Raw genomic sequence first — 18219 nt, 5'->3', positions numbered from 1 at the left:
AATTTGGTACAATGAATGCTGAAGAAACTATCTAATCATACTTTAAAGCACTGATAAATGGTTCTATCAGCGCTTAATTAAAACAGAAGGGGAAAAGCTGCAATGCTTGATATAATTAGTTACATCTTATCTTTCTTTATTACAATCCCTATTATTGCAAGCTTGCTGGTTTATATGATCAGTATGATTTGGGAACGAAACAAGCTTAAAGCGGTACATAAAATGGTTGCTTGGACAACTTGTTTTTATATTATCGCTGTATCCATTATGCTGACATTAATATTTGGCAGGAGCTTTACTGGCATTATTTTAATTTTCCTTCTGACCTTATTATCATTGATAATTTTTATCCAATGGAAGACAAAGCGTGATGTTGAATTGAGAAAAGCGGTAAGAATATTATGGAGAATTTCTTTTCTGCTATTTTTCTTCCTCTACGGTTGTTTTATGGTAGTGGGTATTATTAAGCAATTAGCTGCTTAAACTTCGCGTAAACAGATTGTGTGAAATTTATATAAAGATTATGTACAATACTACATGGACTTAAAGAATTTTAAAGGAGTAGAACTGCATGCGAATCGACGCGATAAATATAAAAAAAGAAGGTCAGTTGATCGCTGATTATAGAGAAAACAAACAAGAAATCATGCAATTTTTTGATTACCATCCATTTCTCGATTTCAAAGAGAGAGTGTCTGAGTTAAAAAAGCGAAGCTATAAGCGAGAAGAACTTTCAACTCAATTGAAAAAGTTAAATCGTGCATGGGGTGCGTCAGAATCAACAATGAATAACATCGGGAAATTAAAAGAACAAGAAACACTAGTTGTAATCGGTGGACAGCAGGCAGGTCTATTAACAGGTCCGCTTTACTCGATAAATAAAGTGATTTCGATTATTCAATTGGCGAAACAACAAGAGCGTGCTTTAGGTGTTCCTGTCATACCAGTTTTCTGGATTGCGGGAGAAGATCATGACTATGATGAAATAAATCATGTTTATATGCCAGAAGGTGCTACACTAAAAAAATGTAAATTTAATCAGTCACTATATAAAAAAACTTCTGTTTCTCATATTGAATTGGATAAAGACCTTTGCAGAAAATGGCTGGACCATCTATTTGCCGAGCTTCAAGAGACGGAATATACAAGAGATCTATATGAAGGATTGATGGATTCTGTTGATGAATCAATCAGTTTTACTGATTTCTTTGCGAATATTATTTTCAAGCTCTTTCAAGATGAAGGTCTTGTGCTTGTTGATGCAGCAGCCGATGAAATCCGCAGTTTAGAGAGCAATTACTTTATAGAGCTTATTGAAAAACAAAATAAAATCAGCCATGGTGTATACGAAGCTGCTGAGGCATTGAAAAGAAAGGATTATACACTAAGCCTTGAAGTCAAACCTTCAGACGGGCATCTGTTTTACCAGATGGATGAAGAACGTATTTTATTAGAACGGACTGACGACGGAAACTGGAAAGGCAAGCAGAATGAAATACAATTAACAACAGAAGAACTGCTCCATATAGCTGTTAATAAACCGGAGCATTTAAGTAATAACGTTGTTTCCAGACCATTGATGCAGGAGCTGCTGTTTCCAACGCTTGCTTTTGTTGGCGGTCCTGGGGAAATCAGTTATTGGGCAGCTCTCAAACAAGCCTTTCATTCTCTGGAAGTGAAAATGCCTCCAGTAGTACCGCGTTTATCCTATACGTATGTGCCAGCTAAGGTAAGGAAGGCACTTGAGTTAACGGGAATTGAACTGGAGAGTGCTATTCAGAACGGCACAGAAACGGAGCGAGAGGATTGGCTGAAGAGCAAACAGAATTCATCAATTGATGAAGCAGCCAATGCATTGAAACAAACAATTGCTGAGGCTCATGAACCAATGCAACAGATTGCTGCCGCTATTCGTGCTGATGTAAAGCAATTATCAGATAAGAACTTGTTTTACCTTTATCGGGAAGTTGATTTTCTGAGAGATCGAATGAAGCAGGCAATGGAAGAAAAGTATGAGAAAGAGCTCTATCAATATGATTTAATCCAAATGATGCTGCGTCCGGATGATGGATTCCAGGAAAGAAAATGGAACCCCCTGCCGCTGCTAAATTCACATGGCAAGGAATTTATTCGACAGGCAGTAAACCATCCATCCTGTTTCACTGAGAAACATTATGCTGTTTATCTAAAATGAACTAAAATTTTTCAACAGTAAATTCTGTTGTGATGCATCCACATCATAATACTTGTATTTTTGTATGTATACTGCTGACTAATCAAAAACAAAATGAATTTTTATTCTATCGTCAGCCCGACCACATTTCGTTCTTCAGTGGCGGGCTGGTGTGTTAGGCGACATTCAGATGAATGGTGGACGGCAAAACGAAAGATATTGGCTTAAATACCTGGAAGAGTTATTTTACTTGTTAGAACAGGATCACTGTTTTTAAAGGGATTAGGAATAAATGGCTATAGAATTCCTGCTTGGCAATTTTCCCTCCACCATCCGCCACTTTAATAAATAAAAAGAAGAAAGCTATTAAACGTTGATTTAATAGCTTTCTTCTTTTTATTTATTTAACAAACTACTAACAAAACTGTAATAATGAAAAAAAAACGAAATTCCAGTGGTGGATAGTGGAGGGTTGTGGTAGAATGAAAATACGAAAGTGGGGAGAACTCTATGTTCATGGGAGAATATAAACATAATGTAGATGTCAAAGGAAGAATGATTGTTCCTTCAAAGTTCCGTGAAGGACTTGGGGATTCTTTCGTTGTGACTCGCGGTCTTGATAAATGTTTATTTGCTTACCCACTTGATGAATGGAAAGTGATTGAAGAAAAACTAAAACAGCTCCCACTGACAAAAAAAGATGCTAGAGCATTTACTCGTTTCTTCTTTTCTGGAGCGATTGAATGTGAAGTGGATAAACAGGGAAGAATAAATATCCCACAGACCTTGAGAAACTACGCAGATTTGGAAAAGGAATGTGTCGTAATTGGCGTTTCTGAACGCGTAGAGATTTGGGCGAATGATAAGTGGGAAGAATATGTGGAAGAATCAGAGGAATCTTTCGCAGAAATTGCAGAAAACCTTATGGATTTTGATATTTAAACAGCATGCATAGAATTGAAGCAGGTGATATTTTGTTCGAGCATTACAGCGTATTAAAAAAAGAAACAATAGATGGTCTGGATATTAAGCCAACAGGTACATACATCGATTGCACAGTAGGCGGTGGAGGACATTCATTAGAAATCGCTTCACAGTTAAACGAAGATGGATTATTAATAGCCTTTGATCAAGATAAAGATGCATTGGAAGCAGCTAAGGGAAGGCTTGCAGCGTATGCTGACCGGATACTTTTTATCCATGCAAACTTCAGACAATTAGAAGATGAATTAGAAAAACACGGCATTAATGAAGCAGATGGCATTTTATTCGATTTAGGAGTTTCATCCCCACAGCTGGACCGAGGTGAAAGAGGCTTTAGTTATCAGCAGGATGCAAAACTGGATATGCGAATGAATCAAGACAATGAATTAACAGCTTTTGAAATCGTAAATGAGTGGCCATATGAAAAATTAGTCTCGATATTTTTCCAATATGGTGAGGAGAAATTCTCTAAACAGATTGCAAGGAAGATTGAGGAAAGAAGAAAAACGGCAAAAATTGAAACAACCTTTGAACTTGTAGAACTTATCAAGGAGGCTATTCCCGCTCCAGCAAGAAGAAAAGGCGGACATCCAGCGAAAAGGATTTTTCAAGCAATTCGAATAGCTGTAAATGATGAGTTAGGTGCTTTCAATGAGGCGTTGCATCAAGCAGCAAAAACAGTAAGTATTGATGGAAGAATCGTAGTAATTACCTTCCATTCCTTAGAAGATCGTTTATGTAAACAAGCTTTTAAAAAATGGAGTACAGCAAAAGAAACACCTAGAAACTTGCCGGTTATACCTGAAGGGCATCAAGCTCCCTTCAAATTAATTACAAGAAAACCAATTGTAGCTGAAAATAACGAATTGGAGGAAAATCGCCGTTCGCGTTCAGCTAAGCTAAGAATAGTAGAGAAAAAAGAACAATGGAATGATGAATTTACATTCGGGGAAGGGTGGAGAAAGTAATGAGTGCTAATCATGCACGGAGCTGGCAAACAACTCCAAGTCCAAAGCAATCGCCAAGTAAAGTTCCAGTTAAAGTTAAAAAACAAGGCTGGGTAACAAAAGGAGAAAAAGTAATTTATTCCATAATCGCAGCTGGCGTTATTATTGCAGGCATTTTTATGGTATCCTTATCTTCAGCGACAGACTCAATGAACCGTGACCTTCAGAAGTTAGAAACAACTGTGCAAAAACAGAAAGTAACGAATGAAGGATTAGCATTTGAAGTTAAAGAACTATCCCGTCCAGAAAGAATTATCTCGATTGCTGAAGGACATGGACTAAAAATTCAAAATGCTGAGGTTAAACAAGCAAAGGTCGTAGATAAAGAGTAAGGGGCAATTAATGTGAGGAAAAACAAGACAACTCATATGATGGCGGGGATTTTTATCATCCTTTTTGCTGCAGTATTTTTAGTCTTGACTGGAAGATTTATTTATATACAGGCCACAGGTGAAGTGAATAATATTTCGTTAGAGGAATGGGCAGAGCAAAAACGCACTTCCTCTTATTCTATTCGTGCAGAACGAGGGAAGATCTACGATAAAAACGGAATGGTATTAGCCTATGACCGACCGACATATAGAGTCTACGCAGTTATTGATGAAACCTATACAGACGATCCGGACAAACCGAGACATGTCGAAGACCCAGAAGAAACTTCAAAGAAACTTGCAACAATAATGGATGTTGAACCAGGTGTTTTAGTAGAGGCATTTCAAAGTGGAATGGACAAAGAGCGTTTTCAGGTTGAATTCGGAAACCCGGGTAAACACTTAACCCAAAAGGAAAAGGAAGAAATTGAAGCGCTAAAGCTGCCTGGAATCTATTTTGAAGAAGAGCCGATGCGCTATTATCCAAATGGCGTATTTGCTTCCCACATCATAGGGTTTGCAAGAGAGACAGATGTTGAAACAGAAGATGGAATAAAAACCGAGGTCCAGGGAATTGCTGGAATGGAAAATGAAATGGATGGGTTATTGCGTGGTAAAGATGGCTATATATCCTACCAGCGTGACCTCTATAATACGAGATTACTAGACCCTAAAGAAATTATCAAAGCGCCTGAGGATGGCGATGATGTCTACTTAACACTAGATCAAAAGATTCAAACATTGTTAGATGAAGCTCTAACTACGGTTGATGCTGAATATAATCCAGAAAGAATGACAGGTATTGTCATGCATGCTAAAACCGGAGAAGTTTTAGCTATGAGTACTAGGCCAAGCTACAATCCAAATAATCCTTCTAATGTTGAGAACTGGTATAATGACGTTGTTTCCACTCCAATTGAACCAGGTTCCACAGTGAAAATGTTTACGTGGGCTGCTGCGATTCAAGAAGGCGTATATAATGGCGGCGAAGGTTTCATGTCTGGTACTTATAAAGTAAATGAAAAAATAAGTCCGATTCCCGACCATAATAAAGGGGAAGGCTGGGGAACGATAAGCTTTGATGAAGGCTTTGCCCGTTCATCCAACGTAGCTGCATCAAAGCTTGTATGGGAAAAAATTGGAACGGAAAAGTTCCTTGAGTACCTGCAGGCATTTGATTTTGATAAACCTACTGGAATTGATTTGCCCGGCGAAATTGCAGGGGAGATCCTTTATAACTGGCCACTTGAAAAACTTACTGCTGCATTTGGACAAGGAAGCACGGTAACTCCAATTCAAATGATGAAAGCTGCAACTGCTATCGCAAATGACGGAAAAATGCTGCAACCGTATGTAATTGGCAAAATTATTGACTCAACTACTGGAGAAATCTTGGAGAAAAAGGAACCGACTGTCGTTTCGGAACCAATTTCTGCAGAAACCGCTAAACAAGTGCGTGGATTATTGCAAGATGTAGTGGAAAAAGATTATGGGACAGGTAAAGTCTTCCGGCTGGAGGATTACTCCATTGGCGGGAAAACTGGTACTGCTGAAATACCAAACCCGAATGGCGGCGGCTATTTAAATGGAAGAAGTGAATTATTATTCTCATTCCTGGGAATGGCGCCAATAGAGGATCCAGAACTGATTATTTATGTATCCGTACAGCAGCCGGAATTGGAACTGTCCGAATACGGTTCGAAACCAGTTTCATTTATTGTAAAAAATGTCATGGAAAATAGTTTGCATTATTTAAATATTACTCCTGAAGAAGAAGAAGGAACAAGCATAGAGAAAATCAAGGCTCCTGAGCTCGTTGGAAAGAGCACAGCACAATCTGTTAAAGTATTGCAGGAAAAAAATCTAAAAGTAACCGTTGTTGGAAATGGTGAAAAGATTACCGATGCAAATATTGAACCTGGCGAAAAGATGTTGCCTAACAAGCATGTTATTCTGATTACTGATAAGCCAAGCATGCCGAACATAATGGGCTGGTCGAAGCGGGAAGTTGTGCAATTCGCAGATATGCTAGAACTTCAACTGGAAAGTACGGGGAATGGATATGTCGTTATGCAGGGAATTGCTCAGGATACACCAATTAAGCAAGGGGATTATTTAGGGGTTGAATTCTTGCCTCCGAATGAAGAAAAGAAACCGCTTGAAGATCCAAATGAAGATGAAAAAGAACAGCAGGATGATGAAAATAATACAAATGAATAATTACAGGTAAACAGTGTTCTATTCGTTTTTTAAATCACATATAGTGGATACAAGCCTATCTATGAAGGAGTGCAGGTATGAAACGGGTATCTACTATAACGGTTAAAAAACGAATAGTTGCTGTTTTTCTTTTTGCTTTTTTCCTCTTGTTCGTTATTATATTCAGACTAGGATATGTACAATTCGTAATTGGGGATAAACTGCATGAAGAGGCGAATAATTTATGGACGAGAGATATTGTCTTTGCGCCAGAACGAGGAAACATTCTCGATACTGAAGGTAAGACGCTTGCAGAGAATGTTACCGCCCCAACTGTTGTCGTTGTACCAAGACAAGTACTCGATCCGCAGGCAACAGCGGAAAAATTGGCAAAGGTTCTGCAGGCGCCGGTTGATGAGGTCTACGCTACAATTACAAAGCAGGCATCAAGTGTGACGATTCGTCCAGAAGGAATAAAAGTTTCTGAAGAAGCGGAAGAAGCTGTACGATTATTAAATTTGCCCGGGGTATATTTAGCGAAGGATTCCAAGCGACATTATCCGGATGGTACAGCATTGAGCCACGTGCTTGGTTTTACAGGAATTGATAGCCAAGGATTAATGGGGCTTGAAAGTTATTATGATGATAAATTAAACGGACAGGCTGGCAGTTTATCTTTTTATTCTGACGCTAAGGGAAAAAGGATGGATACTCTAGCTGATGTGTATCACCCGCCACAGGATGGATTACACTTAAAAACAACCATCCATTCAGAAGTTCAGGCGATTATGGAAAGAGAGCTTGACCTTGCAGTACTTAAATATAACCCGGATGGTGCAATGGCAATAGCTGTTAATCCGAAAACCGGTGGGGTACTTGGGATGACGACACGTCCAAATTTTGACCCCGAGAATTATCAGGAAGTAGATGCAGAGATTTTTGATAGAAACCTGCCAATTTGGAGCACATATGAACCTGGATCAACTTTCAAGATTATTACTCTGGCAGCAGCGCTAGAAGAAAAAGTAATTGACCTTGAAAATGATCATTTTCATGATGATGGTGATATTAATGTAGCGGGTACAGAGATTCATTGCTGGAAAAGTGGTGGACATGGACATCAAACCTATTTAGAAGTTGTTCAAAACTCCTGTAACCCGGGTTTTGTAACTTTGGGGCAAAAGCTCGGAACAGATCGTTTATTTTCATATATCGAGAACTTTGGCTTTGGTGCAAAAACTGGAGTAGATTTGCAAGGTGAGGGTACGGGAATCCTTTTTAATCCGGAGAATGTTGGACCATTGGAGCTCGCTACAACCGCTTTTGGACAAGGGGTTTCAGTAACTCCTATTCAACAGGTAATGGCTGTAACAGCTGCTGTAAATGGGGGTTACCTGTATGAACCGTATATTGCTGATGAATGGATAGACCCAGTTACAGAGGAAGCAGTGGAAAAAAACGAGCCAAATTTAAAGAAACAAGTTATTTCCAAGACAACATCTGAGGAGTTAAGATATGCCCTTGAGTCGGTTGTTGCACAGGGTACAGGCAGACCTGCATATGTTGAAGGGTACCGAGTGGGAGGAAAAACCGGAACTGCTCAAAAAGTTGGTCCTGATGGACGATATATGCAAAATAACTACATTGTTTCTTTTATAGGGTTTGCGCCGGCTGATGATCCAGAAATTGTCGTTTATGTAGCGGTAGATAATCCTAAAAATACAGTTCAATTTGGTGGGGTTGTTGCAGCTCCGATTGTAGGAACGATTATTGAAGACAGTTTAAGTGTAATGGGGATTGAAAAAAGAAAAGATGGTATTGAAAAAGAGTATCAATGGCCAGAAGAACCATTAGTTGAAGTTCCTGATCTAGTAGGTTTATCACCAGAAGACCTTACCGAGTATTTGCTCAATTTATCTATTGATGTCAATGGTACTGGTGAGAAAATTATTGATCAAGAGCCAAAGGCTGGAGAAAAAGTAGAACAAGGGGCTAAAATACGGATCTTCTTAAGTGATAGTAATTCATAATCCGGGCAATTTATTATCCTTTTCACATCGGTATAATATCTATGAAAAGGGTGCTCAAATGAAATTAAGTGAACTCATTTCTATTCTTCCTTTTGCAGACAATCCAGTCGACTATCAAGAGATTGAAATTACGGGAGTAGAAATAGATTCCAGAAAAGTAAAACCTGGAAGTCTATTTATCTGTATAAGAGGCTTCCAGACAGATGGGCATTTATATGTCGGCGAAGCTATCAAGAATGGAGCTAAGGCACTAATTGTGGAAGAAAACGTGAATACAGAAATACCTGTCATCCAAGTATCTGATACAACTCGAGCGCTAGCACAAATAGTAAATAAATTTTATCAATATCCGACTGCTGAACTTCCTCTTATTGGAGTTACAGGGACAAATGGAAAAACAACAGTTACTTATCTCTTGGAAGAAATTTATCAAACATATGGAAGAAAGACTGGGGTAATTGGTACAATTCAAACCAAACTTGAGGATAAGGTTTATAAAACAAATAATACAACCCCTGATGCTTTAGCTTTACAGCGCTTGTTTAAGCAAATGAAAGAGGCGGGGATTGAGCAAGTTATCATGGAAGTTTCTTCTCATGCACTGGATATTGGAAGAGTTTATGGATGCGATTTCGATACGGTTATTTTTACTAATCTTTCTCAGGATCATCTAGATTATCATGGTAATGAATGGAAATATTTCTATGCAAAAAGTCTCTTGTTTTCAAGGCTCGGAAACACTTATAATCATAAAGATAAATATGCAGTAATAAATGCAGATGACAGCTATGCAAATGAGTTAAAGAAAATGACAGCACAATCTGTAGTAACCTATGGAATGCATAATAAAGCGGATATAATGGCAACGAGTATACAGCTTTTTTCAGAGCGGACAATATTTAGATTGAAAACACCACTGGGAACAGTTAAAATTACGAGTAGGCTTATTGGCAAATTTAACATATATAATATGCTGGCAGCAAGTGCAGCAGCGATAGTAAATGGTGTTCCTTTAATTACAATAAAACAGGCACTTGAGCATATTGCTGCTGTTCCAGGCCGTTTTGAAACAGTGCAGGCTGGTCAGGATTACACGGTAATTGTTGATTACGCACATACACCAGATGCGTTAAAAAATATTTTAGAAACAACGAAGGTGCTTACAACAGGGAATGTATATCTTGTTGTTGGCTGTGGTGGAGATAGAGATCAGACAAAACGGTCGGAAATGGCAAGAATTGCTGTAGATAAGGGAGATTTCGCTGTTTTTACGAGTGATAACCCGAGAACAGAAGACCCAAAGGATATCCTGGCTGATATGACCTCCGGATTGGATAAACAGTCTGCGAATTATGAAATAGAAGAGGATCGTAAGCTTGCAATTGAAAAAGTAATGAGCTATGCCAATCCAGGTGATATTGTAGTTATCGCGGGTAAAGGGCATGAAACATATCAGGATATAGCGGGAAAGAAGCTTCCATTTGATGATCGTCTGGTTGCAAGGAACGCTATATTGAAGCAAGTTCAAAAAATACAGCAGAACTGATTCAGCAAGTATCTTGTGTCTTTTGAACTGATATATTATTAGGTTAAGGAGTATACGATTATGCTATTTAAACTGGAAGAATTAAAACAATTATTTACAAAGCACGGTGGAAATATATATGATGCAATTGAAATAAATTGTGTGAATACAGACAGTCGTGTACATGCTCCCCACTCATTATTTGTGCCGATAGTGGGAGAGAACTTTAATGGGCATGATTATGTGACAGATGCTATTAAAAATGGTGCAGCTGCCGTTATTTGGGATGAGAAGGAGGAATTGCCGAATTCCATCCCGAAAGATTTTCCTGTATTCTCTACAGAAGATACGATAAAAGGACTCCAACAGCTTGCGCATTATTACCGTAATGTGATTCATCCCGTCGTTATTGGAATTACAGGTTCGAATGGAAAAACAACGACAAAAGACTTAGTTGCGTCATTGTGCAGTTCAACTTATCGGACACATTACACTTCAGGAAACTTTAACAATCAGATTGGCTTGCCGCTGACCATTCTTTCTATGCCGAGAGATACAGAGGTTCTCGTTCTTGAAATGGGAATGGATCGCTTTGGTGAAATTGATGCATTGACGAAAATTGCACGGCCAGACTATGCAATAATCACAAACATCGGTGAGTCTCACATAGAGTTTTTAGGATCCAGAGCAGGTATTGCAAAAGCTAAACTGGAAATTATCAATGGTTTAAAACCTGAAGGTATGTTAATTGTCGATGGAGACGAGCCTTTATTAGAAGATATACATACAGATAAACAGATCAGTATAAAAACAGTTGGTTTTCTCGATAAAAATGACAAGCAAATTATAGGGACAGATATAACTGTTGATGGCACAACATTTAGTTTGAATAATGGAGAAGAATTTGATGTCGCGTTATTTGGGAAACATCATGCGAAGAATGCTGGTTTTGCATTGACAATTGCTGAAGAACTGAAGGTTCCTGTTGAAAAACAGAAAGAAGCATTACGTAACTTGAAACATACATCCATGCGTTTTGAATTGCTTCCAGCAAAACAGGGTGCAATGATTGTCAACGATTCCTATAATGCTTCGCCAACTTCAATGAAAGGTGCCATTGAAGTGATTAAACAGATGGAGGGCTTCTCAAAGAAAATAATTGTACTTGGCGATGTATTAGAGCTTGGCAGCTACGCTATAGAAATGCATCGTGATATTGCTCAGGCAGTTACCGAGCCTATCACTCATTTATATACTTATGGGGAGAATGCTGCTTTTATAACAGAAGAGGTCAGTAAAAATAATAATGCCGTTTCAAACAGCCACTATGCTACAAAAGAATTGCTGTTAGCTGACCTGGAAAAAGAGTTGGATAAAGACGCCATCGTATTATTTAAAGCATCCCGCGGACTTGCATTTGAGTCAATGGTAGATCAATTAATTATACAAGAGGAAAATGAGGAACAGTAGTGGACGGAGGAGGAACTAAACGTGAACTTAACAGTATTAATCATGACAATAGGGATAGCATTTCTAGTTACTGTCCTATTTTCGCCAATTTTCATTCCATTTTTGCGAAGATTGAAATTTGGACAAAGCATAAGGGAAGAAGGACCGCAATCACATCTTAAAAAGAGCGGGACGCCGACAATGGGCGGTATTATGATAATATTAAGCATACTTATTACTTCGCTTATTGTTACATGGAAAGTGAATGCAGGAATTGGCTATGAGCTTTGGTTATTGCTTCTTGTATTGCTGGGCTATGGTTTGCTCGGCTTTCTGGATGATTTTATCAAAGTAGTAATGAAACGAAATCTGGGATTAACATCCTTACAAAAACTAATCGGCCAGATTGTAATTGCGTTAATCTTTTTCTTTGTTTTACAAGCAAATGATTTTTCAACATATATTCAAATTCCAGGAACAAATATCCAATGGGAATTGGGCTGGTTCTATGCATTACTAGTTATTTTCATGCTTGTAGGTTCATCCAATGCAGTGAATCTGACTGATGGACTGGATGGCTTGCTTGCGGGTACGGCTACAATTGCTTTTGGTGCATTTGCAATCCTGGCCTGGTATGGTATTCCTCAAACTGAAATAGCTATTTTTGCATTAGCAGCTGTTGGAGCATTGCTTGGATTTCTTGTTTTTAATGCGCACCCTGCCAAAGTATTTATGGGAGACACTGGGTCGTTGGCTTTAGGGGGAGCAATTGCTGGAATTGCAATTCTTACAAAGATGGAAATATTATTAGTAATCATCGGCGGTGTGTTTGTTATTGAAACATTATCGGTAATCATTCAGGTGATTTCCTTTAAGACAACTGGAAAACGCGTATTTAAAATGAGTCCATTACACCATCATTATGAGCTTTTAGGTTGGTCCGAATGGAGAGTTGTGACTACCTTCTGGCTGGTAGGTCTTGTGTTTGCAGCATTAGGTATCTTTATAGAGGTGGGCTTGAATTGAAGAAATTAATAAACTTCCCATATCAGAATATACTTGTATTAGGTCTAGCTAGAAGTGGGACGGCTGCAGCTAAAACATTATTAAGAAATGGAAAAAACGTTCGTATTAATGATATGAACGCACAGGAAAATTCCCAAGATGTACAGGAATTAGTGAGTCTTGGAGCTGACGTTGTTTTAGGTTCGCATCCATTAACTGTTTTAGATAACATGGAATTGATTGTTAAAAATCCCGGTATTCCATATGATAATCCAATTTTACAAGAGGCAATGAAAAGAAAAATTTCAATTGTCACTGAAATTGAACTTGCTTATCAGTTAGTACCTGGAACTCTAATTGGAATAACTGGTTCAAATGGTAAAACAACTACAACAACACTTACAACAGAAATGCTCCAGAAAAGTGATCAACCAGTGAAGGTAGCTGGAAATATTGGAATTGTTGCCACTGAAACTGCAGAAACACTTGTGGAAGAAGAGACTCTGGTACTGGAGCTTTCATCATTTCAACTGCAAGGAACAGTAACATTTCGACCAAATATAGCTGTTATCTTAAATGTCTTTTCTGCCCATCTCGATTATCATAAAACGTTGGAAAATTACAAGCAGGCAAAGTATAATATCTTTAAGAATCAAACAGAAGAAGACTTTTTAGTATATAATGCTGAAGACCCGGCAATTCTTGATGCGGTGCCTTTATCAAAAGCAAAGCTTATTCCTTTCTCCGTAAAAAGGAAGGTTGACAATGGAGCTTATGCAGATGAAGATTATGTTTATTTTCAAGGTGAAAAAGTTATTGAACGTCGTAAAATTGTTCTTGTCGGTGAGCATAATTTGGAAAATATCTTAGCGGCTGTTTCTGCTGCTAAATTAGCAGGTGCAACGAATAAAGGTATTGAACAAGTACTTGCTGCTTTTCAGGGAGTAAAGCACCGCCTGCAATTTATTGGAAAGAAAGCAGGTCGCTTATTTTATAATGATTCAAAGGCAACAAACATGCTTGCAACTCGTAAAGCTTTAAGCTCTTTTAAGCAACCAGTTATTCTTCTTGCAGGCGGCCTTGATCGTGGGGATGATTTTTCGGAGTTAATTCCATATCTTGACAATGTAAAAGCAATGGTCTGCTTTGGTGAGACAAAAGATAAATTAATTGAAGCCGCCCAGAAAGCAAATATAGAGTTTGTAATTGCTGCAGAAAATGTCGAAGAAGCAGTTAAAAGTGCATACGATCTTTCAGCAGAGGAGGATGTCATATTGCTTTCCCCAGCTTGCGCAAGTTGGGATCAATATGCGACTTTCGAAGAAAGAGGAGACATATTTATCGAGGCCGTACATAAACTTATGTAGGGGCTTGTCTATACTTATTATAAACTCATCATGAAAAAGAAATGCCCCTATTCTTAAAAAGAGAAAGGGGTATTTTCTTGTTTAAACGACTGGCTAAGGCCGAGAATCGTCCAGATATTGTTTTGCTCACTGTTATATTTGCTCTTTTAATAATCGGGGTGATTATGGTTTATAGTGCCTCTCATATATGGTCGGAGTATAAATATGATGACTCTTTGTATTATTTGAAAAGGCAGCTGTTATTTGCGGGCGCTGGTGTGATTGCCATGTTTATTTTTATGTTTATTCCTTACACCACTTGGAAAAAGTATGTAAACATTATTTTATTTGGTTGTTTTATATTATTAATTGCAGTATTAATTCCTGGAATCGGCATGGTAAGGGGAGGAGCGCAAAGCTGGATTGGTGTAGGTGCTTTTAGTATACAGCCCTCCGAATTTATGAAACTAGGTTTAATTGTATTTTTAGCTGCATTGCTTTCTGAAAAACAAAAATATATTACTTCACTGACAAAAGGCTTTTTACCGTGCCTGTTACTTACTTTTACTGCCTTTGGTCTGATTATGCTGCAGCCTGACTTAGGAACAGGACTTGTACTTGTATTAACTTGCATCACGATGATTTTTATTGCAGGTGCACGGGTTTCCCATTTTGTGAGTCTGGGTGTTTTAGGAATTGTAGGCTTCGCCTTACTTATTATATCGGCACCATACCGGATTAACCGTATAACAGCTTTTTTAAATCCTTGGGAGGACCCTTTAGGAGACGGCTTTCAAATCATTCAATCACTTTATGCTATTGGACCAGGAGGATTAATGGGGCTTGGTTTAGGGAATAGTCTACAGAAATACTTTTATTTACCAGAACCCCAAACTGATTTTATTTTTGCAATCTTAGCAGAGGAGCTAGGATTCATTGGAGGAACTGCTGTAATTCTGCTGTTTTTTCTGCTCCTTTGGCGCGGTGTGAAGGTCGCGCTGGAAAATACGGATCCATTTGCTCGTTATTTAGCAATTGGAATTGTAGCAATGATTGCCATTCAAGCAATGATCAACATCAGTGTTGTCATCGGATTAATACCCGTAACAGGCATTACCCTGCCATTCTTAAGCTACGGCGGGTCATCGCTCACCCTGACACTTTGTTCAGTAGGAATCCTATTAAATATTAGTATTCACTCACGAATATAAGCATTTATTCGAGACATCTGCAGCTCGTTCACATTTTGCTAACAAGCTGGACGAGCTTCCCAATAAGAGGAAGTAGTTTTGTTCTTATACATATTGCGTTCCGGCAAGTAAGTCCATTGGAAAAAACACTTATGAAGATATAAAATTGTAAGTGAAATGGGTCGGCATTCTAGATTATTCAGTCCCTGAACTTATTTCGTATTCACGTTTAATCCTATTTGCGGCACAATAAAACACCTCACGTAAATAGTGGGAGGAAAGACCTGGTGGAGTCTATGAAGTACGATAGTGATATTTAGATGCTGACCAGCTGTACTTGGAAAATGAAAGTGTTGGGCGACAGGCTGCCAGTGGCGAATTCAGGTAATAAATAGCAAAAATAACGGTAATTTATTCCTCTTATTTATAAAGAATTCCAGTTTAGATACATTTAGTACAAAAGAATTGGTTTATTGAGCAGAAAAACTTAAAAACTATGTGAAGTAAACTGTATGTTAACAGTGAAACTATGATATAATTCTAATAACTAGATGATGACGGCAAATTCATTGCCGTATACCTTTTTTATTATTAAACTATAATAATAAGGTTAGTATATTGATAAAGGAAGAAATGGGGATGAACAAGAATAACAAGAATATTGTTTCTATAGAAGACCGTATTCCTAAACTGAAGGAAGCTCGCAAGAAAAAAGCAAACCGGCGTTTGATATTCTACATGACTATATTTTTCTTCTTAATTTCTATTATCGTCTATTTACAATCTCCATTAAGCCATGTAAAAACAATTGATATTCAAAATAATACCTTTGTAACTGATGAAGAAATTACCAAGAGTATTGAAATTGACACAAAGACGAATATTTGGACTGTAGATGTATCTGACACAGAAAATAAACTTAAAGAAAATCCGATTATCGATGAGGCAATGGTTTCTAAGAAGCTGCCATGGACTATTTCCATTGATATTGCTGAGAAACAGATTATTGGTTTTATCGAAGATCAAGGAAAGTTTTATCCGGTGCTTGAAAATGGAGAAATGCTGGAAACCGCAGCATACAGTCACTTTAATGGTGAAGCTCCATTAATGATTGGGTTTACAGATAAAGAATACTTGAGTAAGATAGCAAGTGAACTTAAAAGTTTGCCTGAGGATGTACTGGACTTGATTTCTGAAGTACATTGGGAACCAGAAGAAGACAATAAAAACAACATTTTTTTGTATATGAGTGATGGATTTATTGTACAAGGAACAATTAGGGACTTTGCAGAAGGAATGACTGCATATCCGTCTGTTGTTTCCCAGTTAGATCCAGAGGTAAAGGGAGTTATCCATGTAGGTGTTGGTGTATATTTTGAAGCTTTCACAGAAGAGGAGCAAGAAACTTCAGACGATGAAGTTGAAGAAGCAGATGAGATTGCTGAGTAATTGTTATTTTCATTTTAACTTTTGAAAGGACATAAACTTTTCCTCATTTACGAAAGAGTATATAACCATTAACTATATTTTTCCTGGAAAAAAGGAATTCAAGCTTGTTATGTTGAAACTATTAAAATATGAATATAACTATTTATGAATTGTTACGTTGAATGAGGGGGTGCCTTTTCTTTGAATAATAGTGAAATTCTCGTAAGTCTGGATATAGGGACTACGAAAATTAAAGTAATAATTGGAGAAGTATTAAGTGATTCATTGAATATAATCGGTGTCGGTACAGCAAAATCCCTTGGAATGAAAAAAGGTGCAATTGTTGATATTGATCAGACTGTACAATCGATTCGTAACGCAGTGGAACAGGCGGAACGAATGGTTGGAATGCAGATTGGAAGAGTAGTTGTTGGAATAAATGGCAGCCACATTGGACTGCAGTCATGTCATGGTGTCGTTGCTGTACAAAGTGAAGATAGAGAAATTGGCGATGAGGATATTACAAGAGTTATTGATGGTGCACAGGTCGTATCTGTTCCACCTGAACGTGAAATCATTGATGTAGTTCCACAGCAATTTATCGTCGATGGCCTTGATGGCATTACAGATCCCAGAGGGATGATTGGTGTCCGTCTGGAAATGGAAGGTACATTAATAACTTGTTCGAAAACTGTTTTACATAACACACTGAAATGTGTAGAGCGTGCAGGACTTGAAGTATCGGACATCTGCTTGTCACCGCTGGCAGCGGGAATGATTGCTCTCTCAGATGATGAGAAAAATATGGGAGTTGCACTGATTGACGTTGGCGGCGGATGCACAACGGTTTCTATATTTGAAAATGACCACTTAGCAGCTACGAGTGTGATAAATCTCGGCGGGGATAACATTACAAAGGATTTATCGATTGGTTTGAGAACATCGACCGATGAAGCTGAAGAAGTCAAAGTAAACTATGGACATGCTTTTTATGATGATGCGCAGGAAGATGAGACGTTTGATGTCTCAATAATCGGAAGCAATGTGAGACAAACATACAATCAATTGCAAATTTCTGATATGATTGAAGCTAGATTGGAAGAGATTTTCGCATTCGCTGAAAGAGAAATCAGGAGAATGGGATATCACGAATTGCCGGGAGGATATGTTCTGACTGGTGGTACAATGGCTATGACTGGAACACTTGAACTTGCTCAAAGTCTGTTTTACTCAAATGTTCGTATTGCAATTCCAGATTACATAGGTGTGAGAGAACCATTATATACAACAGGTGTAGGTATCTTGCAATTCGCCTATCGTAATGCGAAAATACAAGGTAAAGAATTATATCCAGCAATTGCTGAGATGGATCAAGAAGCAAAACCAAAACGTAGTCCAAAACAACCAAAGTCTAAAGAACCAAGAGAAAATAAGAAGAAAAAAGACTCTGGAATTGCTAATTTGTTTAAATATTTCTTTGATTGATATATTCAGTTTGAAAAGACATATTTA

14 protein-coding genes are annotated in these 18219 nt (G+C 38.0%); all 14 read left to right on the top strand.

Annotated elements, in window-relative coordinates:
- Positions 1–102: 102 nt before the first annotated feature.
- On the top strand, positions 103–483 hold the full coding sequence (locus tag NST93_RS06600; protein ID WP_405102402.1) for a DUF3397 domain-containing protein: 381 nt from the start codon (positions 103–105) through the stop codon (positions 481–483).
- An 88-nt stretch (positions 484–571) separates the two neighbouring features.
- Positions 572–2194, top strand: coding sequence for a bacillithiol biosynthesis cysteine-adding enzyme BshC (gene bshC, locus NST93_RS06595; protein ID WP_405102400.1), 1623 nt, complete (start codon positions 572–574; stop codon positions 2192–2194).
- A gap of 489 nt (positions 2195–2683) precedes the next feature.
- A complete protein-coding gene (gene mraZ / locus NST93_RS06590; RefSeq protein ID WP_405102398.1) occupies positions 2684–3115 on the top strand; it encodes a division/cell wall cluster transcriptional repressor MraZ in 432 nt (143 codons plus the stop codon).
- Between the two features lie 32 nt (positions 3116–3147).
- Positions 3148–4125: a 16S rRNA (cytosine(1402)-N(4))-methyltransferase RsmH gene (gene rsmH, locus NST93_RS06585; RefSeq protein WP_405102396.1), complete on the top strand. Its 978-nt coding sequence runs from the start codon at positions 3148–3150 to the stop codon at positions 4123–4125.
- Entirely contained in the window at positions 4125–4496 is a 372-nt protein-coding gene (ftsL, locus tag NST93_RS06580; protein WP_405102394.1) for a cell division protein FtsL, read from the top strand. Before rsmH ends, ftsL begins: the two co-directional genes overlap by 1 nt.
- 12 nt (positions 4497–4508) lie before the next feature.
- Complete coding sequence (locus NST93_RS06575) at positions 4509–6755, top strand: penicillin-binding protein (protein ID WP_405102392.1); 2247 nt, start codon at positions 4509–4511, stop codon at positions 6753–6755.
- Between the two features lie 77 nt (positions 6756–6832).
- The gene (locus tag NST93_RS06570) at positions 6833–8764 is read left to right on the top strand and encodes a stage V sporulation protein D (protein WP_405102390.1); all 1932 of its coding nucleotides are present in this window, start codon (positions 6833–6835) and stop codon (positions 8762–8764) included.
- A 58-nt stretch (positions 8765–8822) separates the two neighbouring features.
- The gene (locus NST93_RS06565) at positions 8823–10310 is read left to right on the top strand and encodes a UDP-N-acetylmuramoyl-L-alanyl-D-glutamate--2,6-diaminopimelate ligase (RefSeq protein WP_405102388.1); all 1488 of its coding nucleotides are present in this window, start codon (positions 8823–8825) and stop codon (positions 10308–10310) included.
- A gap of 60 nt (positions 10311–10370) precedes the next feature.
- Complete coding sequence (gene murF / locus NST93_RS06560; RefSeq protein WP_405102386.1) at positions 10371–11759, top strand: UDP-N-acetylmuramoyl-tripeptide--D-alanyl-D-alanine ligase; 1389 nt, start codon at positions 10371–10373, stop codon at positions 11757–11759.
- 21 nt (positions 11760–11780) lie between these two features.
- The gene (gene mraY, locus NST93_RS06555) at positions 11781–12764 is read left to right on the top strand and encodes a phospho-N-acetylmuramoyl-pentapeptide-transferase (protein ID WP_405102384.1); all 984 of its coding nucleotides are present in this window, start codon (positions 11781–11783) and stop codon (positions 12762–12764) included.
- Positions 12761–14110 carry a UDP-N-acetylmuramoyl-L-alanine--D-glutamate ligase gene (murD, locus tag NST93_RS06550; RefSeq protein WP_405102382.1) on the top strand — a complete coding sequence of 450 codons (1350 nt, stop codon included), beginning with the start codon at positions 12761–12763 and terminating at the stop codon, positions 14108–14110. The genes mraY and murD overlap by 4 nt, the downstream gene beginning before the upstream one ends.
- A gap of 89 nt (positions 14111–14199) precedes the next feature.
- Positions 14200–15300 carry a stage V sporulation protein E gene (gene spoVE / locus NST93_RS06545; protein WP_405103780.1) on the top strand — a complete coding sequence of 367 codons (1101 nt, stop codon included), beginning with the start codon at positions 14200–14202 and terminating at the stop codon, positions 15298–15300.
- Positions 15301–15918: 618 nt separating this feature from the next.
- Complete coding sequence (locus tag NST93_RS06540; protein WP_405102380.1) at positions 15919–16728, top strand: cell division protein FtsQ/DivIB; 810 nt, start codon at positions 15919–15921, stop codon at positions 16726–16728.
- Between the two features lie 180 nt (positions 16729–16908).
- Positions 16909–18192, top strand: coding sequence for a cell division protein FtsA (ftsA, locus tag NST93_RS06535; RefSeq protein ID WP_405102378.1), 1284 nt, complete (start codon positions 16909–16911; stop codon positions 18190–18192).
- The last annotated feature ends 27 nt before the right edge of the window (positions 18193–18219 follow it).

The organism is Oceanobacillus sp. FSL H7-0719 (assembly GCF_045040795.1).
In the GTDB taxonomy this organism is placed as follows: Bacteria; Bacillota; Bacilli; order Bacillales; family Amphibacillaceae; genus Oceanobacillus.
Note: the sequence above shows the minus strand (reverse complement) of the source record. Positions and strands in the feature narration are given on the sequence as shown.